Source organism: Stenotrophomonas sp. AC248, from assembly GCF_979258185.1.
Map to the genome: position 1 here is coordinate 2711980 of NZ_OZ409840.1, position 19639 is coordinate 2731618.

The following is a 19639-nucleotide window of genomic DNA, read 5'->3' on the forward strand; positions in this document are numbered from 1 at the left end:
GACCAACGGTCATGGCCTACCCGTCGTTGGCGACGCCGTGGGGGACGTGCCCGGCGGCCACGCTCTGGTGCTGGCGGGCGCTGTCGATGTTGTGCTGCGAATCGTCGAAGAAGATGTCCGCGCCGAACGCTTCCAGGAACGGGCCTTTGTGGCGTCCGCCCAGGAACAGCGCCTCATCCAGGCGCACGCCCCACTCGCGAAGCGTGCGGATGACCCGCTCGTGTGCCGGTGCCGAACGCGCGGTGACCAGCGCGGTACGGATCGGCGCGTCTTCGCCCGACGGGAACACCGCCTGCAGGGTGTGCAGGGCGGAAAGGAAGTTGCGGAACGGGCCACCGCTGAGCGGCTCGCGCGCATTCTCGCGCTCATGCCGGCCAAACGCTTCCACGCCCTGCTCGCGCGAGATGCGCTCGCTTTCGTCCCCGAAGATCACCGCGTCACCATCGAAGGCGATGCGCAGCTGGCCAAGCGGTCGGCCCAGGTCGACCTGTTCGGCGGCGGCGATGGTCTCGCCCGGCGGCTTGGGCAGGATGGTGGCCGCGGCAATGCCGTGCGACAGCGCGCGGCGCACCGAGTCGGGGTTGGCCGACAGGAACAGGTCGGTGCCGAACGGCTTCACGTACGGCCAGGTGGGCTCGCCAGCCGTGAAGGTGGCGCGGATGATGCCCAGGCCGTAATGCTGGATCGAATTGAAGATGCGCAGCCCCGTATCGGCCGAGTTGCGCGACAGCAGGATCACTTCCACCCGCGGCGACTCCGGCGACTGGCCCTGGTTGAGCGCCAGCAGCTTGCGTACCACCGGGAATGCCACGCCGGGGCGCAGCACGTCGTCCTCATGCTTGCGCTGGTACTCGGCGTAGGCGTCCACGCCCTCGGCCTCGAACAGCGCATGGCCTTCTTCGAGGTCGAACAGCGCGCGCGAGGTTACCGCGACGGTCAGCAGACGGGGGGTGTTGTCGCCCATGGCACTCAGCAATCCAATGCGGCCGCAGCGGCCGGCCAGTCATTGTCCCACAGTGCATGGCTGCTACGGCCCGGCCCGTTCAGAACATGAACTGTTCGCTGAGGATGCGGTCTTCGAGGTTGTGCTCCGGGTCGAACAGCAGGGTGACCCGGCGCTCGCGCGATTCGCGGATGGTCACTTCGACCACGTCGCGGGTTTCGTGCGAGTCGGCGGTCACACTCACCGGCCGCTTATACGGGTCGAGCACGCGGAAGCGCACCTCGGTGTCGGCCTTGAGGATCGCCCCGCGCCAACGACGCGGCCGGTACGGGGCCAACGGGGTCAGCGCGATGGTATGCGAGCCCAGCGGCAGGATCGGGCCATGCGCGGAATAGTTGTAGGCGGTGCTGCCGGCCGGGGTGGCCACCAGCACGCCGTCACCGATCAGTTCGGCCACGCGTTCCTGGCCGTTGAGATCCACGCCGATATGCGCGGCCTGGCGGGTCTGGCGCAGCAGCGAGACGTCGTTGTAGGCGAGCGAGCCGGTGGTGGTACCCGATTCGGTCAGCGCCAGCATCTCCAGCGGTCGCAGGTGGGCGGGCTCGGCGGCCGCGAGGCGGGCCGGCAGGTCGTCGTCACGGAACTGGTTCATCAGGAACCCGACCGTGCCCAGCTTCATGCCGAACACCGGCTTGCCGAGCGCGGCATGGCGATGCAGGGTCTGCAGCATGAAGCCATCGCCCCCCAGCGGGCACAGCACATCGGCCTGCTCGGGCGTGCAATCGCCATAGCGGGCCAGCATCTGCGCCAGCGCCTGCTGCGCAGCCTCGGTGTTGCTGGCCAGAAAGGCGATACGGGGGAAGCGCTCATCGGTGGATCCGGTGCGGCAGTTTGTTGCACAGAGCATACCTGCCGCACCACGGCAAAGCAGCCGTCGCTCTCTGTTCCTGTGCTGGGCCGGGGGGTGTGGGTTCACGGGACCCTCCACCGCATGGATGCGGTGGCGGAGCCTACAAGGACGTACTTGCGGCGTGTCCCGTGAACCCACACAGCCCCGCCCAGCCCAGGAGCAAACGGCACGCGCTGCCTTTCGCCTTTGCCGCACCAAGCCAAACAACCAAACAAAAACGGCCCCGCGTGAGCGGGGCCGTTGGTTACTCATGCAGCTGCAGATCCAGAGACACGCGGCTGGAGCAGAGCCCCCCTGAGTCAGGGGGCGCGCCGAAGGCGCAGGGGTCTGGAAGCACGGTCCGCATGGGGCCCACGGTTTGCAACGCAAACCGTGGGGCGTCAGCGCGAATGCGCTTACGCACCATGCGCGGCGAGCTGACCCAGGCGCTGCACCGCGACCGAGACGGTCGGGTAGTCCAGGGTCTTCTGCTCGGCCAGTTCGGCCAGCATCGACAGCGTGAAGCGCAGGCTGCTGTCGTCACGGCCGATCCAGGCCGCCACCTTGGCTTCGGCGCTGCTGCCCTTCATCGACAGCACCTGGGCAGCCAGGTTGCGATGGTGGGCGGCCAGCTCGTCGCGCAGCACGCCACGCGCCACGGCATGCCAACGGCCGTTGACCTCCAGCGCGTCGATCTGCTCGAACAGCCACGGCAGCTGCAGGGCGTCGCCCAGGCGGAAGTGGATCTTGGACACGTCCACCGGCTTCAGCTTGCGGGTCCGGGCCAGTTCGATGATGTCGAACGCAGGCTCCAGGAACTGCAGCTCGGACAGCTGCTGTGCCAGTGCCGGCGGCAGGCCCTTTTCCTTCCACTCGGCCACGCTCGCCTCGTAGGCCGGGCGCTGCGAATCGGGCAGCACGCCCGACGCCACGCGGATATCGTTGAACGCGGCCTGGTAGCGGTTCACCGCCTCGGTGATGCCCGGCATCGTGCCCGGGCGCGACAGCAGCCAGCGCACGAACGAACGCTGCAGCTTCCAGATCACTTCCAGCGCATCGATCTGCACCGATTCCGGCAGCGTGCCGTCGAGCGCATCGATCTGCGCCCACAGCGCACGCGCGTCCAGCGTTTCACGGCTGATCGTGTAGGCCTTGGCGACCTCGGCCACGCTGCGGCCGGTGTCTTCCTGCATGCGCATCAGGAACGTGGCGCCCATCCGGTTGATGGTCTGGTTGGTCACGGCCGTGGCGATGATTTCGCGCTTCAGGCGGTGACGCTCCATCGCATCGGCATACTTCTTCTGCAGCGGCGTCGGGAAGTAACGCTGCAGCTCCTTGGACAGGTACGGGTCTTCCGGGATGTCCGAATCCAGCAGCTGGGCAAACGCCACCAGCTTGGAATAGGACAGCAGCACCGACAGTTCCGGACGGGTCAGGCCCTGGCCGCGCGCCTTGCGGGCCGACAGCTCCGCATCGGAGGGCAGGTACTCGATCTGGCGATCCAGCAGACCCTGCTGCTCCAGCGTGCGGATGAAGTGCTGCTTGGAGCCCAGGCGCTTGACCGCCATCCGCTCCATCAGGCTCAGGGCCTGGTTCTGGCGGTAGTTGTCGTTGAGCACCAGCGCGGCCACTTCGTCGGTCATCGACGCCAGCAGCTTGTTGCGCTGTTCAACGGTCAGCTTCTTGGCCCGCACCACATCGTTGAGCAGGATCTTGATGTTGACTTCGTGGTCGGAGGTGTCCACACCGGCCGAGTTGTCGATGAAGTCGGTGTTGAGCAGCACGCCGGCCTGGGCAGCCTCGATGCGGCCCAGCTGGGTCATGCCCAGGTTGCCGCCCTCGCCCACCACCTTGCAGCGCAGCTCGCCACCATTGACGCGCAGCGCGTTGTTGGCGCGGTCGCCCACGTCGCTGTGCTGCTCGGTGGCGGCCTTGACGTAGGTGCCGATGCCGCCGTTCCACAGCAGGTCCACCGGCGCCTTGAGGATGGCGCTCATCAGGTCGTTCGGCGACATCGCCTTGACGTTCTCGTCCAGGCCCAGCACCTCACGCACCTGCGGGGTGATCTCGATGGACTTCAGCGAACGCGGGAAGATGCCACCGCCCTTGCTGATCAGCTTGGCGTCGTAGTCGGCCCAGCTGGAACGCGGCACGGTGAACAGGCGCTCACGTTCGACGAACGTGGTGGCCGCATCCGGGTTCGGGTCCAGGAAGATGTGGCGGTGATCGAACGCGGCCACCAGGCGGATGTGGCGCGACAGCAGCATGCCGTTGCCGAACACGTCGCCGGACATGTCGCCGACGCCCACCGTGGTGAAGTCCTGGCTCTGGCTGTCACGGCCCAGGGCACGGAAGTGGCGCTTGACCGACTCCCACGCACCGCGCGCGGTGATGCCCATGCCCTTGTGGTCGTAGCCCACCGAACCACCGGAGGCGAACGCGTCGCCCATCCAGAAGCCGTGCGCGACGGCCAAGCCGTTGGCGATGTCGGAGAAGGTCGCGGTGCCCTTGTCGGCCGCCACCACCAGGTACGGGTCGTCCATGTCGTGGCGGACCACGTCCACCGGCGGCACGATCTTGTTGTTGACGATGTTGTCGGTGATGTCCAGCAGGCCCTGGATGAACAGCTTGTAGCAGGCCACGCCGTTGGCGAACACCGCATCACGGTCGCCACTGGCCGGCGGCACCTTGGCGAAGAAGCCGCCCTTCGCGCCGACCGGCACGATGACCGTGTTCTTGACCATCTGCGCCTTGACCAGGCCCAGCACTTCGGTACGGAAGTCTTCGCGACGGTCCGACCAGCGCAGGCCACCACGGGCCACCGCGCCGAAGCGCAGGTGGGTGCCTTCCACGCGCGGGCCGTACACGAAGATTTCGCGGTACGGACGCGGCTTGGGCAGGTCCGGCACCAGCGCCGAATCGAACTTGAAGCTGATGACATGGCCGTGCTGGCCGTTGGCATCGGTCTGGTAGTAGCTGGTCCGCAGGGTGGCGTCGATCACGCCCATGAAGCTGCGCAGGATGCGGTCTTCATCCAGGCTGGAGACGCGGTCCATCAGCTTCAGCAGCGCGTCGCGCGCGGCATCCATCTGTGCCTTGCGGTCGCCCTTGCGGGCATCGACCACGGTCTTGAGCACCTTCAGGGTGGCCTCGTCGCCGCCGGCCAGCACGGTCAGGTGCTCGCGCAGCTGGGCCTGGCCCTCGGCGATGGCGTCCTTGCTCTCGTGGCCGGTTGCCGGGTCGAAGCGGGCTTCGAACAGTTCCACCAGCAGGCGGGCCAGCAGCGGGTAGCGGGTGAAGGTGCCTTCCACATAGGCCTGCGAGAACGGCACGCCGGTCTGCAGCAGGTACTTGCAGTAGCCACGCAGCATCGCCACCTGGCGCCAATGCAGGCCAGCGGCCAGCACCAGGCGGTTGAAGCCGTCGTTCTCGGCATCGCCGTGCCACACGCGGGCGAAGGTTTCACCGAAGGCGGCATCCACGCTCGGGGCGTCGATCGCACCGGCCACCGATTCCACTTCGAAGTCCTGCACGTACACCGGCGCGTTGTCCACCGTGAGGCGGTACGGACGCTCGGCGATCACGCGCAGGCCCATGTTTTCCATCATCGGCAGCGCGTCCGACAGCGGAATGTCGTCCAGCTGGCGGTACAGCTTCAGGCGCAGGCCATCGCCGCCTTCGCGCTGCACGGCCTGCAGGCTCAGGCGCAGGTCGTCCGGACCGGTCAGCGCGTCGAGCTGGCTGACGTCGTTGGCCGCGATCTCGGTGCTGGAGTCTTCGATGTAGCCGGCCGGCAGTGCCTTGCCGATGCGGGCGGCAATGCGCAGGCCTTCGCTTTCACCGTGGCGGGCCACCAGCGCTTCGCGCAGGTCGTCCTGCCAGTTGCGCAGCACCTGGGCCAGCTTCTGTTCCAGCGCGCTGGTGTCCACTTCCAGGGTCTGGCCAGCCTTCGGGCGCACGATCAGGTGCACCTGGGCCAGCGGCGACTCGCCCAGTACCACCGAGCTGTCCACGTACTCGCCCTGCAGGGCGTCCTTGAGCATCGCTTCGATGCGCAGGCGCACATCGGTATTGAAGCGCTCGCGCGGCAGGTAGACCAGCGCGGAGATGAAACGGCTGTACTTGTCGCGGCGCAGGAACAGGCGGCTGCGCACGCGCTCCTGCAGGCCCAGCACGCCCATGGCGGTGCGGAACAGTTCGTCCTCGCTGGACTGGAACAGTTCTTCGCGCGGCAGGGTTTCCAGGATGTGGCGCAGGGCCTTGCCGCTGTGGCTGCTCGGCGCCAGGCCGGACTGGGTCATCACATATTCGTGGCGCTGACGCACCAGCGGAATTTCCCACGGGCGGCGGTTGTAGGCGCTGGAGGTGAACAGGCCCAGGAAGCGCTGCTCACCGATGATCTTGCCCTTGGCGTCGAATTCCAGCACGCCGATGTAGTCCATGTAGCCGGCGCGGTGAACGCGCGAACGGGCATTGGTCTTGGTCAGGATCAGCGCGTCCTTCAACCCGGTGGTGGCGTTGAGGCCCTGCGCGGCCAGGGTCTTGACCGGACGGGCGGCGGACTTGTCCTTGCCGCGCATCAGGCCCAGGCCGGTCTCGTTGAGCGGGGCCAGCACGTCTTCCTTGCCCTGCTTCTCCACGCGGTATTCGCGGTAGCCGAAGAAGGTGAAGTGGTTGTCGGCGGCCCAGCGCAGGAATTCCTGCGCTTCGGCGCGCGAGGCCGCATCGATCGGCAGCTGGCGGGTGCCGAGGTCGTCAGCCAGGCTCTTGGCCTTGCTGCGCATCGCATCCCAGTCGCCGACGATGGCACGCACCTCGTCCAGCGCCTTGACGATCGCCTGCTCGACGTCGGCCATGGCCTCGGCCGGCTGGCGGTCGATTTCCAGCAGCATCACCGATTCGGCGTTGCCGTCGCTGACACCGCTCAGCTTGCCGGCCTTGTCGCGTGCGAAGCGGATCACCGGGTGGCCCAGCACGTGCACGCCGATGCCGTGCTCGGCCAGCGACATGGTCACCGTGTCGACCAGGAACGGCATGTCGTCATTGACGATCTGCAGCACCGTATGCGGCGATTCCCACCCGTTGCCCTTCAGGGTCGGGTTGAACACACGCACATTGGCCTTGCCGGACTTGCGCACACGCGCGAATTCCAGCGTGTCGGCCGCCAGGGCGGCCCACTCCTCGGCGGTGTGGTGCGGGAACTCGTCCGCCTCCATGCGCTTGTAGAAGTCGGCGGCAAATGCCACGGCCTCGGCCTGCCCGGCCGCCGGGTAGCGCTTGCGCAAGGCCGTGTACACCGGCTCCAGCGAGAAGCCCACTGGCGAAACAGTCTGCGTATCGGCTGGTTTGGATTTGTTTTTCACGGTCTTGGCTGCTGGTTTCTGCGATTTCATGACGGAGCGGTGCGTGTTGCTCAGTTGGGAAAATGAAATTGTAGGCCTACCGCACAAAAATACCTTGCTGCAGGACGGAATAAGGTGATTCGGGTTGGGTGGCGTTTACGTCGCGATGGTCAATCCGCACGAGTACGGACGCTCGCGTAGGAGATCCACGCAGCCAAGCATCGGCCACTTCCGTGGCAACTTGACGATGGGTATCAAATCCCGCGCAAACACAAGGCTTCTCCAATTCTGAACTGGACGGTATAGTCCACCGCGTGAATCCCCCCCACCCCGCCGCCAGCACCCTGGATGCGCGCGACCAGCGCGTGTTCGATGCCGTGCGCGACCTGTTCGCCACCCAGGGCATGCAGATCAGCATGGATGCGGTGGCCCAGCAGGCCGGGTGTTCCAAGCAGACCCTCTACAGCCGCTACGGCAGCAAGCAGGAACTGCTGCGCCGGGTGATGCAGCGCCACGTCAGCCGCGCCACCGCCGGCTTGCACAGCCTGGACCAGGGCGACCTGCGCGGCAGCCTGCTGCGCTTTGCCACCGACTACCTGGAGCACTGCAACCAGCCCCACGTGATGCAGGCGCGCAGGCTGATCGCGACCGATACCGCCCAGTTCCCCCAGGAGGCGCGTGCGCTCTACCGGGACGGCGCCGGCGCGCTGGTTCTTCACGTGGCTGAATGGCTTGCCGTGCGCAGTGCGCAGGGCCAGCTCAGGCATGACGACCCGCACTTCATGGCCGAACTGCTATTGAGCATGATCGCCGGCGTGGATTTCGAGAAACAACGCTTCCATACCCCCCATCGCGCCGACGCCACCGAGCGCCGCCGCTGGGCCGAATTCTCCGTTGACAGCTTCCTGCGCGCGTTTGCCACGCCGGAAACCGCCGCGGCATTGCATTCAAACCAACACCGGAGTTTTTCCTGATGATCGCCCCACTCCGCAGCCTTGCCCTGACCTGCGCAGTTGCTGTTGCACTGACCGCTTGCAAGAAGCCAGAGCAGCAGACGCCCCCGCCGCCGGAAGTGGGCGTGATCGATGCCAAGCCGCAGACCCTGCCGTTGCAGCGTGAGCTGGTCGGCCGCCTGTCGCCGTACCGCAGCGCCGATGTGCGCGCCCGCGTGCCCGGCGTGCTGCTCAAGCGTGTCTACCAGGAAGGCGCCGACGTCAAGCAGGGCCAGGTCCTGTTCCTGATCGACCCGGCCCCGCTGCGCGCGTCCTTGAACGCCTCGCAGGCCGAACTGGCCTCGGCCCAGGCGACCTACGCCAACGCCAAGGCCGCGGCCAACCGCGCCCGTTCGCTGGCCCCGCAGAAGTATGTGTCCAAGTCCGACCTGGACGCGGCCGAAGCCACCGAGCGTACCGCCGCTGCCGCCGTGCAGCAGGCCCAGGCCGCCCTGACCAGCGCGAAGATCAACCTGGGCTATGCCGAGGTGACCGCGCCGATCAGTGGCCGCGCTGGCAAGCAGCAGGTGACCGAAGGTGCACTGGTGGGCCAGGGTGACGTCACCCTGCTGACCACCGTGGACCAGCTGGACCCGCTGTATGTGAACTTCTCGATGAGCGTGGACGAGCTGACCCAGATGCGCGCCGCGCAGGCCAAGGGCCAGCTGGCGCTGAGCGGGGACGGCAAGTCCACCGTGCAGGTGAAGCTGTCCGACGGCACGGTCTACGACCAGCCGGGCACGCTGGACTTCTCCTCGACCACCGTGGACCCCACCACCGGTGCGGTGTCGCTGCGCGCAGTGCTGCCCAACCCGCAGCAGATCCTGCTGCCGGGTGCCTTCGTGAGCTTCCAGGCCACCCTGGGTGAGCGCAACAACGCCTACCTGGTGCCGTTGCAGGCGCTGCAGCGCGATACCACCGGCGGCTACGTGCTGGTGGTCGGCAAGGACGGCAAGGTGGCGCGCAAGAACGTCAAGAGCGAAGGCCAGCAGGGCACCAACTGGCTGGTCAGCGGCGGTCTCGAAGCTGGCGACCAGGTGATCGTGGCCGGCGTGCAGAAGGTCAAGGAAGGCGCCCCGGCCAAGGCCACCCCGTGGAACCCGGACGCTGCTGCTGCCAATGGCAAGGCGCCTGCGGGTGCTGCGCCGGCCGGCGCCGCACCGGCCGCCGCCGCCAAGCCCGATGCCGCTGCCCCGGCCGACGCCGCCGCCAAAACGTCCGACGCCGCTCCGGCTGCCGAACCGAACAAGCAATAACGGGAACCCTCCGTCATGCCTAAATTTTTCATTGAACACCCGGTATTCGCCTGGGTGGTCGCGATCCTGATCTCGCTTTCAGGCGTGATCTCGATCCTGGGTCTGGGCGTGGAGTCCTACCCGAGCATCGCGCCTCCCCAGGTGACGGTGAGCGCCACCTACCCCGGCGCCAGCGCCGACACCACCGAAAAGTCGGTCACCCAGGTGATCGAGCAGCAGCTGACCGGTATCGATCACCTGCTGTATTTCAGTTCGTCGTCGGCCTCCAACGGCCGCGCCTCGATCACCCTGACCTTCGAGACCGGTACCGATCCGGACATCGCCCAGGTCCAGGTGCAGAACAAGGTGTCGCTGGCCACCCCGCGCCTGCCCACCGAAGTGACCCAGCAGGGCGTGGTGGTGGCCAAGGCCAACGCCGGCTTCCTGATGGTGGTGGCGCTGCAGTCCGACACCGCCTCGATCGACCGTGACGCGCTCAACGACATCGTCGGTTCGCGCGTGCTCGACCAGATCTCGCGCATCCCCGGCGTCGGCAGCACCCAGCAGTTCGGTTCCGAGTACGCCATGAACATCTGGCTCAACCCGGAAAAGATGCAGGGCTACGGCCTGTCGGCCAGCCAGGTGCTGGCGGCGATCAAGGCCCAGAACGTGCAGTTCGCCGCCGGTTCGCTGGGCTCGGATCCGTCCCCGCAGGGCCACTACTTCACCGCCACGGTCTCGGCCGAAGGCCGCTTCAGCTCGCCCGAGCAGTTCGAGCAGATCATCCTGCGCGCCAATGCCGATGGCTCGCGCGTGATGCTCAAGGACATCGCCCGGATTGCCTTCGGTGCCAACAACTACGGCTTTGACACCCAGTACAACGGCAAGCCGACCGGTGCCTTCGCGATCCAGCTGCTGCCGGGCGCCAACGCCCTGAACGTGGCCAACGCGGTCACCGCCAAGATGGACGAACTGTCGCCGAGCTTCCCGGCCGGTGTCAGCTGGTTCTCGCCGTACGACAGCACCACCTTCGTCAAGATCTCGATCGAAGAAGTGGTCAAGACGCTGATCGAAGCGGTCGTGCTGGTGTTCCTGGTGATGCTGATCTTCCTGCAGAACTTCCGCGCCACCCTGATCCCCACCCTGGTCATCCCGGTGGCCCTGCTCGGCACCTTCCTGGGCATGAGCGTCATCGGCTTCACCATCAACCAGCTGACCCTGTTTGCGATGGTGCTGGCGATCGGCATCGTGGTCGATGACGCGATCGTGGTGATCGAGAACGTCGAACGCATCATGACCGAGGAGAAGCTGCCGCCCAAGGCCGCCACCCAGAAGGCCATGACCCAGATCACCGGCGCGGTGGTGGCCATCACCGTGGTGCTGGCGGCAGTGTTCATTCCGTCGGCCCTGCAGGGCGGTGCGGCCGGTGAGATCTACAAGCAGTTCGCGCTGACCATCGCCATCGCGATGGGCTTCTCCGCGTTCCTGGCGCTGGGCTTCACCCCGGCCCTGTGCGCGACCTTCCTCAAGCCGACCCACTCCGACAAGCCCAACGTCGTCTACCGCACCTTCAACAAGTACTACGACAAGATCAGTGGCACCTACGTGGGCCACATCACCTCGGCGGTGCGCCATGCGCCGCGCTGGATGATCCTGTTCGTGGTGCTCACCGTGCTGTGCGGCTTCCTGTTCACCCGCATGCCGGGCAGCTTCCTGCCCGAGGAAGACCAGGGCTATGCGCTGGCGATCGTGCAGCTGCCCCCGGGCTCGACCAAGTCGCAGACCAACCAGGCCTTCGCGCAGATGCGTGGCGTGCTCAAGGACCAGGAAGGCTTCGAAGGCATGCTGCAGGTGGCCGGTTTCAGCTTCGTCGGCTCCGGTGAAAACGTCGGTATGGGCTTCATTCGGCTCAAGCCGTGGGCCGACCGCAAGGTGACCGTGCCCGAGTTCATCCAGAACATGAACGGTGCTTTCTACGGCATCAAGGAAGCGCAGATCTTCGTGGTCAACCTGCCCACCGTGCAGGGTCTGGGTCAGTTCGGCGGCTTCGATATGTGGCTGCAGGACCGTGGCGGCGCCGGCTATGAACAGCTGACGCAGGCGCGCAACGTGCTGCTGGGCAAGGCCGCCGAGGAGAGCGACCTGCTCACCGGCGTGCGTCCCAACGGCCTGGAAAACGCGCCGCAGCTGCAGTTGCATGTGGACCGCGTGCAGGCCCAGACGATGGGGCTGTCGGTGTCGGACGTGTACAGCACCATCCAGCTGATGCTGGCCCCGGTGTACGTCAACGACTTCTTCTACGAAGGCCGCATCAAGCGCGTGACCATGCAGGCCGACGGCCCGTACCGTACCGGCGCCGAGTCGCTCAACAGCTTCTACACGCCCAGCAGCCTGCAGACCAACGTAGACGGCACCCCGGCGATGATTCCGCTGAGCACCGTGGTGAAGTCCGAGTGGGTGTCCGCACCGCCGTCGCTGAGCCGCTACAACGGCTACTCGGCGGTCAACATCGTCGGTTCGCAGGCACCGGGGCGCAGCTCGGGTGAGGCGATGCAGGCGATGGAGCGGATCGTCAGCGACGACCTGCCGGCCGGCTTCGGCTACGACTGGTCGGGCATGAGCTACCAGGAAATCCTGGCCGGCAACGCCGCCACGCTGCTGCTGGTGCTGTCCATCGTGGTGGTGTTCCTCTGCCTGGCCGCGCTGTATGAAAGCTGGTCGATCCCGGTGGCGGTGCTGCTGGTGGTGCCGTTGGGCGTGCTCGGCGCGCTGGCGTTCTCGCTGGCCCGCGGCCTGCCCAACGATCTGTACTTCAAGATCGGCCTGATCACCGTGATCGGCCTGGCGGCCAAGAACGCCATCCTGATCGTGGAGTTCGCGGTGGAGCAGCGTGCAGCCGGCAAGACCCTGCGCGAGGCCACCATCGAGGCCTCCCGCCTGCGTTTCCGTCCGATCCTGATGACCTCCTTCGCCTTCATCCTCGGCGTGGTGCCGATGGCCATTTCCACCGGTGCGGGCGCCAATGCCCGCCACGCCATCGGTACGGGCGTGATCGGCGGCATGGTGTTCGCCACCTTCCTGGGCCTGCTGATGATCCCGGTGTTCTTCATCGTGGTCCGCCGCATGCTGGGCGACAAGCTGGACGAGCCGTCCAAGGAGTTTGTCGAGCGCCAGAGCGAAGCCAACGCGACGCACCGCCCGGATCGTTGATCCGGCGGTGACGCCCTGAAACGGAAAAGCCCCGGCGCGAGCCGGGGCTTTTTTGTGGGCGGTGCATTGCCAGGTGGTACAGCCTTTCATCGGCGGGCGCATGTTCAGATGCATGCCTCGATCCGGTAGTGCCGGCCGCTGGCCGGCTCCTCCAGATACGTGCCATGCACGGACCGCCTGGTTGCCGGCCAGCGGCCGGCACTACGCTGTTCTACATGGTCCGCCTGGTTGCCGGCCAGCGGCCGGCACTACCCTGTTCTACATGCACCGCCTGGTTGCCGGCCAGCGGCCGGCACTACGCTGTTCTACATGCACCGCCTGGTTGCCGGCCAGCGGCCGGCACTACGCTGTTCTGCATGCACCGCCTGGTTGCCGGCCAGCGGCCGGCACTACCCTGTTCTGCATGCACCGCTTGGTTGCCGGCCAGCGGCCGGCACTACCCTGTTCTGCATGCACCGCCTGGTTGCCGGCCAGCGGCCGGCACTACCGCTCAGCGCAGCAGCGCCACCACCGCGCAGGCAACCACGATCACCAGCGACGGCCACTGCATCGGCACGAAAAAGAAATGATGGCGGGCACGCTCACCCGGCGCACGTGGGCCGCGGTTGAGCACCAGACCCAGCAGCACATTGATCGCTGCACCACTCCCGAATCCGACCAGCAACTGCGTCAGCGACGTATTGCCCTTGGCAACGGCAGGGTCGGGCCACAGCCACATCAGCAACAGCAAGGTGGCGAGGGGGGTGAGCAGGGTCAGAAAACCTGCGCCTCGGTAAATCAGCATGGGATATCCGGCAAAAAAACGAGGGCACATTCTGCCTCACCCGCGTGCCGACCAACGGTCGGCACCTGTCCGGTGGGCCACGACCGATGGTCGTGGCCCCGCACCCTCAGCGCAACCCGGTCTCGTTGCGCGCGATCACCAGCCGCTGGATCTCCGAGGTGCCCTCGTAGATTTCGGTGATCTTGGCATCACGGAAGTACCGCTCCAGCGGCATTTCCTTGGAGTAGCCCATGCCGCCGTGGATCTGCACGGCCTGGTGGGTGATCCACATCGCCGCTTCGGATGCGGTCAGCTTGGCGATGGCCGCTTCATTGCTGAAACGCTTGCCCTGGCCCTTCACCCATGCCGCGCGCAGGGTCAGCAGCAGCGCTGCGTCCAGCTTGCACTTCATGTCGGCGATCTTGGCCTGGGTCATCTGGAAGGTACCGATGGCCGCACCGAAGGCCTTGCGGTCCTTCACGTACTCCAGGGTCGCTTCATAGGCCGCGCGGGCAATACCGATGGCCTGCGAGGCGATGCCGATGCGGCCGGCGTCGAGCACGCCCATGGCGATCTTGAAGCCCTCGCCTTCCTTGCCCAGCACGTCGTCGGCGCTGGCCACGTAATCCTGGAACTCGATCTCGCAGGTGGCCGAGGCACGGATGCCCAGCTTCGGCTCGGTCTTGCCGCGGTGGAAACCGGCGTTGTCGGTGTCGATCATGAAGGCGGTGATGCCGCGCGCGCCCTGGTCCGGGTCGGTCATCGCAAACAGCACGATGTACTTGGCGACCGGGCCGGAGGTGATCCAGCTCTTCTTGCCGTTGATCACGAAGGTACCGTCGGCCTGCTTGACCGCGCGGCAGCGCATGGCCGTGGCGTCCGAACCAGACTGCGGCTCGGTCAGCGCGAACGCGCCGATGGCCTCACCCTCGGCGATGGCGCGCACGTACTTCTGCTTCTGCGCTTCGCTGCCGTGGGTCAGGATGCCGTTGCAGAACAGCGAGTTGTTGACCGACATGATGGTCGAATGCGCAGCGTCACCGGCGGCGACCTCCACCATCGCCAGCACGTAGGCAATCGGGTCCATGCCTGCGCCGCCGTATTCGGCCGGCACTTCGATGCCCATCAGGCCGTTTTCACCCAGCAGGCGGATGTTGTCCAGCGGGAATTCGCCGGTACGGTCGTGATGTTCGGCGCTCGGGGCGATCTTTTCCTGCGCGATCCGGCGCGCAACGTCCTGCAGCATCAGCTGCTCTTCGGTAAAACTGAAATCCACAACACCCTCCCGGGAACATGGTTGTTTTATGGCCGCGCAACGCGCGTCCAGGTGCGGCGATTGTACCGGGGGGCAGGCAATACCGGCTGACTTGACCCCACCCGGTCCAGGGACGAAAATATCTCTATATCGCGATAGGTAGATATTTATGGATCTTGAGGACTGGTCGATCCGGCTGAAAGTGTTCGCCGACGCCACCCGCGTACGCCTGCTGGCACTGCTGGAGCAGGAAGAACTGACCGTGGCCGAGCTCTCGGCCATCACCACGCTGGCCCAGCCACGCGTGTCCACCCACCTGGCCCGGCTCAAGGAAGCCGGCCTGGTGCGCGACCGCCGGGCCGGCGTGTCGGCTTACTACCGCTTCGACGACGCCGCGCTGGACCCCGCGCAGCGTGCATTGTGGCATGCGCTCAGCACCGGCAGCGACGACCCGCTGCTGCGCCAGGACGCTGAACGGGTGGCCTCGGTGCTGGCCAGCCGCGCTGCCGACCAGAACTGGGCCGACAGCGTCGCCGGCGACATGGAGCGCCATTACTCGCCCGGCCGCACCTGGGAGGCGCTGGCGCGCACCGCGCTACCGCTGCTGGAAACCGGCGACGTGCTCGACATCGCCTCCGGCGACGGCGTGCTGGCCGAGCTGGTCGCCCCGCACGCCAAGCGCTACGTGTGCATCGACACCAGCGCGCGCGTGGTGGCCGCCGCCAGCGAGCGCCTGCGCCGCCTGGCCAACGTGGAGGTGCGCGAAGGCGACATGCATGCCCTGCCGTTCAAGGACCGCAGCTTCGACCTGGTGGTGCTGATGCATGCCCTCACCTATGCCGCCAAGCCGGCCCAGGCCGTGGCCGAAGGCGCGCGCGTGCTGCGCTCGGGCGGGCGCCTGCTGCTGTGCAGCCTGGCCCGCCACGAGCACAAGGCCGCCGTGGATGCGTACGGCCACGTCAACCTGGGCTTCTCGGACAAGGAACTGCGCAAGTTCGCCGAGAAGGCCGGGCTGGTGGTCTCCAACCTGGAAACGGTGACCCGCGAGAAGCGCCCGCCGCATTTCGAAGTCATCTCGCTGATCGCCACCAAACCCTGAGGCCCGCCATGTCGTCCCTGCCCTGGTTGCACCCCGATCGCGTCCACGCCCTGCAGGAAGCGCTTGCCCGGCGCATCCTGATCATCGACGGCGCGATGGGCACGATGATCCAGCGCCACGGGCTGCAGGAAGACGACTACCGGGGCGCGCGCTTCGTCGACGGCTACGACAGCGCCCACGTGGCGCATATCCATGGCGCCGGCTGCGACCACGCCGCACCCGAAGGCCACGACCTGAAGGGCAACAACGACCTGCTGCTGCTCAGCAAGCCGGAGGTGATCGCCGGCATCCACACCGCCTACCTGGAAGCGGGCGCAGACCTGGTGGAGACCAACACCTTCAATGCCACCTCGGTCAGCCAGGCCGACTACCACCTGGAGCACCTGGTCTACGAGCTCAACAGGGCCGGCGCCGCCGTCGCCCGTGCGTGCTGCGATGCGGTCGCGGCGACCACCCCGGACAAGCCGCGCTTCGTGATCGGCGTGCTGGGTCCCACCAGCCGCACCGCTTCGATCAGCCCGGACGTGAATGATCCCGGGTTCCGCAACACCAGCTTCGACGCGCTGCGCGAGACCTACCGCGAAGCCATCGACGGGCTGATCGACGGCGGCGCCGACACGCTGATGGTGGAAACCATCTTCGACACGCTCAATGCCAAGGCCGCCCTGTACGCCATCGAAGAAGCGTTCGACGACCGGGGCGCGCGCCTGCCGATCATGATCTCCGGCACCATCACCGATGCATCCGGGCGCACCCTGTCCGGGCAGACCGCCGAGGCGTTCTATGCCTCGGTCGCGCACAGCCGACCGCTGTCGGTCGGGCTGAACTGCGCGCTGGGTGCCGACGACATGCGCCCGCACGTGGAAACCCTGTCGATCGTGGCCGACTGCCTGGTCAGCGCGCACCCCAATGCCGGCCTGCCCAACGCGTTCGGCGAGTACGACGAGACCCCCGAGGAAATGGCCGGCACCCTGCGCGAGTTCGCCAGCGCCGGCCTGCTCAACCTGGTGGGGGGCTGCTGCGGCACCACCCCCGCGCACATCCGGGCCATCGCCGAGGCGGTGGCCGACCTGCCGCCGCGCGCCCTGCCCGGCCCCGCCCTGGAGGATGCCGCGTGAGCGCATCCGTCTCCCGTTGTCGTTGACCCTCCCCCGCCAGCACGTGCCCGCCTGCCCATGACGACTCCCCGCCCCACCCGCCTGTCCGGCCTCGAGCCGCTGGTGATCACGCCGGACCTGCTGTTCGTCAACATCGGCGAACGCACCAACGTCACCGGCAGCGCGCAGTTCCGCAAGCTGGTCAAGGAGGAGCGCTACGAAGAGGCGGTGGACGTGGCGCGCCAGCAGGTGGCCAACGGCGCGCAGATCCTCGATGTGAACATGGACGAGGGCCTCATCGATTCCGAAAAGGCGATGACGCGCTACCTCAACCTGATCATGTCCGAGCCGGACATCGCCCGGATCCCGGTGATGGTCGATTCCTCCAAGTGGAGCGTGATCGAGGCCGGGCTGAAGTGCCTGCAGGGCAAGAGCGTGGTCAATTCGATCTCGCTCAAGGAAGGCGAGGCGCAGTTCGTCGAGCACGCGCGCAAGGTGCTGCGCTATGGCGCCGCCGCGGTGGTGATGGCCTTCGACGAGGACGGCCAGGCCGACACCTGCGCGCGCAAGGTGGAGATCTGCACCCGCGCCTACCGCATCCTGGTGGACGAGGTGGGCTTCCCGCCGCAGGACATCATCTTCGATCCGAACATCTTCGCCGTCGCCACCGGCATCGAGGAACACGACAACTACGCGGTCGACTTCATCGAAGCCACCCGCATCATCAAGCGCACCCTGCCGCACTGCCATGTCTCCGGCGGCGTCTCCAACGTGTCGTTCTCCTTCCGCGGCAACGAAAGCGTGCGCCAGGCGATCCATGCGGTGTTCCTTTACCACGCCATCGCCGCCGGCATGGACATGGGCATCGTCAACGCCGGCGCCATGCCGATCTACGACGAGCTGGACCCGGAGCTGCGCGAGCGCGTGGAGGACGTGATCCTCAACCGCCGCCGCGACGGCACCGAGCGCCTGCTGGAGATCGCCGAGCGCTACAAGGGCAAGAAAGGCGAGGTCAAGGGCGAGGACCTGGCCTGGCGCGAGAAGCCGATCGACGCGCGCCTGGCGCATGCGCTGGTGCACGGTCTGGACGCCTGGGTGGAAGCCGATACGGAAGAAGCCCGCGCCCGTTCCAGCCGCCCGCTGGACGTGATCGAAGGGCCGTTGATGGACGGCATGAACATCGTGGGCGACCTGTTCGGCGCCGGCAAGATGTTCCTGCCGCAGGTGGTCAAATCCGCACGCGTGATGAAGAAGGCGGTGGCCTACCTGCTGCCGTACATCGAAGCGGAGAAGGCACGCAGCGGCGACACCGCCAAGAGCAACGGCAAGGTCATCATGGCCACGGTCAAGGGCGACGTGCACGACATCGGCAAGAACATCGTCGGCGTGGTCCTGGCCTGCAACAACTTCGAGGTGGTCGACCTGGGCGTGATGGTGCCGGCGCAGAAGATCCTCGATGCCGCGCGCGCCGAGAATGCCGACATCATCGGCCTGTCCGGGCTGATCACGCCGTCGCTGGAGGAGATGAGCCACGTCGCCCGCGAAATGGAGCGGCAGGGCTTCACGATGCCGCTGATGATCGGCGGCGCGACTACCTCGCGCGCACACACCGCGCTGAAGATCGACCCCCACTACAAGGCGCCCACGGTCTGGGTGAAGGATGCCTCGCGTGCGGTCGGCGTAGCCCAGTCGCTGATTTCCAGCGAGCTGCGCGAGGCCTTCGTGGCCGCCAACGAGGCCGACTACGCCGACATCCGCCAGCGCCACCGCAACCGCGGCGACGCCAAGCGTTTGGTGACGCTGGCCAAGGCGCGTGCGCAGCGCTTCAGCGGCGACTGGGCCGCCTACAGCCCGCCCACGCCGCGCAAGCCGGGCCTGCACGTGCTGCACGACTACCCCCTGGCCGACCTGGTCGGGGTGATCGACTGGACGCCGTTCTTCCAGGCCTGGGAACTGGCCGGCAAGTACCCGGCCATCCTCACCGATGAGATCGTGGGCACGCAGGCCACCGAGCTGTACCGCGACGCGCGCGCGATGCTCGACCGCATCGTCAGCGAAAAATGGCTGACCGCCAAGGCGGTGTTCGGGCTGTGGCCGGCCAACAGCGTCGGCGACGACGTGCACCTGCGCACCGACGACGGCCCGGCGGTGCTGCACTTCCTGCGCCAGCAGGTCGACAAGCCGGTGGAGCGGCCGGATTTCTGCCTGGCCGATTTCATCGCCCCGGCCGACAGCGGCAAGCAGGACTGGATCGGCGCGTTCGCGGTGACCGCCGGGATCGGCATCGACGCGCACGTGGCCCGTTTCGAGGCCGACCACGACGACTACAACGCCATCCTGCTCAAGGCGCTGGCCGACCGCTTCGCCGAAGCGCTGGCTGAGCGCCTGCACCAGCACGTGCGCACCGACTACTGGGGCTACCAGCCCGACGAACAGCTGGACAACGAAGCGTTGATCGCCGAGAAGTACAGCGGCATCCGCCCGGCCCCGGGCTACCCGGCCTGCCCCGAGCACAGCGAAAAGGCCACGCTGTTCCGGCTGCTGGACGCCGAGCGCAACGCCGACATGCAGCTCACCGAGAGCTTTGCGATGCTGCCGACGGCGGCCGTATCCGGCTATTACTTCAGCCATCCGCAGAGCCAGTATTTCGTGGTGGGGCGGGTGTCGCGCGAGCAGGTGAGCGACTACGCCAAGCGCAAGGGCGTGGACCGCGTGCAGGCCGAGCGCTGGCTGGCCTCGAACCTGGATTACGATCCGGAGTGAGGGTGTCACCCGACCAACGGTCGGGTGCTACCGCGTCGTGGCGGATCGGTG

10 protein-coding genes and 1 pseudogene are annotated in these 19639 nt (G+C 66.9%); 6 read left to right on the forward strand and 5 right to left on the reverse strand.

The window, feature by feature from the left end:
- Positions 1 to 16 precede the first annotated feature (16 nt).
- The 3 genes and pseudogenes from ACZ0AE_RS12395 to ACZ0AE_RS12405 form a co-directional block, all read right to left on the reverse strand.
- Positions 17 to 964 (reverse strand): 5'-nucleotidase, encoded by a 948-nt coding sequence (locus tag ACZ0AE_RS12395; RefSeq protein WP_038687632.1) that lies wholly within the window; start codon positions 962 to 964, stop codon positions 17 to 19.
- 79 nt (positions 965 to 1043) lie between these two features.
- Positions 1044 to 1850: an NAD kinase gene (locus tag ACZ0AE_RS12400; protein ID WP_463601278.1), complete on the reverse strand. Its 807-nt coding sequence runs from the start codon at positions 1848 to 1850 to the stop codon at positions 1044 to 1046.
- Between the two features lie 398 nt (positions 1851 to 2248).
- Positions 2249 to 7144: pseudogene (locus ACZ0AE_RS12405) on the reverse strand (NAD-glutamate dehydrogenase); the annotation flags it as partial.
- A 344-nt stretch (positions 7145 to 7488) separates the two neighbouring features.
- Here ACZ0AE_RS12405 and ACZ0AE_RS12410 point away from each other — a divergent pair.
- From ACZ0AE_RS12410 to ACZ0AE_RS12420, 3 genes are read left to right on the forward strand one after another with little or no spacing between them, the layout of a single operon-like run.
- Positions 7489 to 8148 carry a TetR/AcrR family transcriptional regulator gene (locus tag ACZ0AE_RS12410; protein WP_038687626.1) on the forward strand — a complete coding sequence of 220 codons (660 nt, stop codon included), beginning with the start codon at positions 7489 to 7491 and terminating at the stop codon, positions 8146 to 8148.
- Complete coding sequence (locus tag ACZ0AE_RS12415) at positions 8148 to 9422, forward strand: efflux RND transporter periplasmic adaptor subunit (RefSeq protein ID WP_137189848.1); 1275 nt, start codon at positions 8148 to 8150, stop codon at positions 9420 to 9422. Before ACZ0AE_RS12410 ends, ACZ0AE_RS12415 begins: the two co-directional genes overlap by 1 nt.
- A gap of 15 nt (positions 9423 to 9437) precedes the next feature.
- Positions 9438 to 12611: a multidrug efflux RND transporter permease subunit gene (locus ACZ0AE_RS12420; RefSeq protein WP_463601279.1), complete on the forward strand. Its 3174-nt coding sequence runs from the start codon at positions 9438 to 9440 to the stop codon at positions 12609 to 12611.
- A 490-nt stretch (positions 12612 to 13101) separates the two neighbouring features.
- On the opposite strand, the gene ACZ0AE_RS12425 is transcribed toward ACZ0AE_RS12420, so the two are convergent.
- Together ACZ0AE_RS12425 and ACZ0AE_RS12430 are read right to left on the reverse strand one after the other, a co-directional pair.
- Complete coding sequence (locus ACZ0AE_RS12425; protein ID WP_038687620.1) at positions 13102 to 13395, reverse strand: hypothetical protein; 294 nt, start codon at positions 13393 to 13395, stop codon at positions 13102 to 13104.
- Positions 13396 to 13501: 106 nt separating this feature from the next.
- Positions 13502 to 14650, reverse strand: a complete 1149-nt coding sequence (locus ACZ0AE_RS12430) for an acyl-CoA dehydrogenase family protein (RefSeq protein WP_038687618.1) — start codon at positions 14648 to 14650, stop codon at positions 13502 to 13504.
- A gap of 148 nt (positions 14651 to 14798) precedes the next feature.
- Here ACZ0AE_RS12430 and ACZ0AE_RS12435 point away from each other — a divergent pair, with 148 nt between their 5' ends.
- The 3 genes from ACZ0AE_RS12435 to metH are packed head-to-tail and all read left to right on the forward strand — an operon-like array spanning position 14799 to position 19588.
- Entirely contained in the window at positions 14799 to 15728 is a 930-nt protein-coding gene (locus tag ACZ0AE_RS12435; protein ID WP_038687616.1) for an ArsR/SmtB family transcription factor, read from the forward strand.
- A gap of 8 nt (positions 15729 to 15736) precedes the next feature.
- Positions 15737 to 16846 (forward strand): homocysteine S-methyltransferase family protein, encoded by a 1110-nt coding sequence (locus ACZ0AE_RS12440; protein ID WP_463601280.1) that lies wholly within the window; start codon positions 15737 to 15739, stop codon positions 16844 to 16846.
- 57 nt (positions 16847 to 16903) lie between these two features.
- Complete coding sequence (gene metH, locus ACZ0AE_RS12445; protein ID WP_463601281.1) at positions 16904 to 19588, forward strand: methionine synthase; 2685 nt, start codon at positions 16904 to 16906, stop codon at positions 19586 to 19588.
- The last annotated feature ends 51 nt before the right edge of the window (positions 19589 to 19639 follow it).

Excerpts from the sequence above, each read along its gene's own strand:
- ACZ0AE_RS12395 (WP_038687632.1), bottom strand. The coding sequence starts at position 964 with ATGGGCGACAACACCCCCCGTCTGCTGACCGTCGCGGTAACCTCGCGC.
- ACZ0AE_RS12400 (WP_463601278.1), bottom strand. The coding sequence starts at position 1,850 with ATGCTCTGTGCAACAAACTGCCGCACCGGATCCACCGATGAGCGCTTC.
- ACZ0AE_RS12415 (WP_137189848.1), top strand. The coding sequence starts at position 8,148 with ATGATCGCCCCACTCCGCAGCCTTGCCCTGACCTGCGCAGTTGCTGTT.
- ACZ0AE_RS12420 (WP_463601279.1), top strand. The coding sequence starts at position 9,438 with ATGCCTAAATTTTTCATTGAACACCCGGTATTCGCCTGGGTGGTCGCG.
- ACZ0AE_RS12425 (WP_038687620.1), bottom strand. The coding sequence starts at position 13,395 with ATGCTGATTTACCGAGGCGCAGGTTTTCTGACCCTGCTCACCCCCCTC.
- ACZ0AE_RS12435 (WP_038687616.1), top strand. The coding sequence starts at position 14,799 with ATGGATCTTGAGGACTGGTCGATCCGGCTGAAAGTGTTCGCCGACGCC.
- ACZ0AE_RS12440 (WP_463601280.1), top strand. The coding sequence starts at position 15,737 with ATGTCGTCCCTGCCCTGGTTGCACCCCGATCGCGTCCACGCCCTGCAG.
- metH (WP_463601281.1), top strand. The coding sequence starts at position 16,904 with ATGACGACTCCCCGCCCCACCCGCCTGTCCGGCCTCGAGCCGCTGGTG.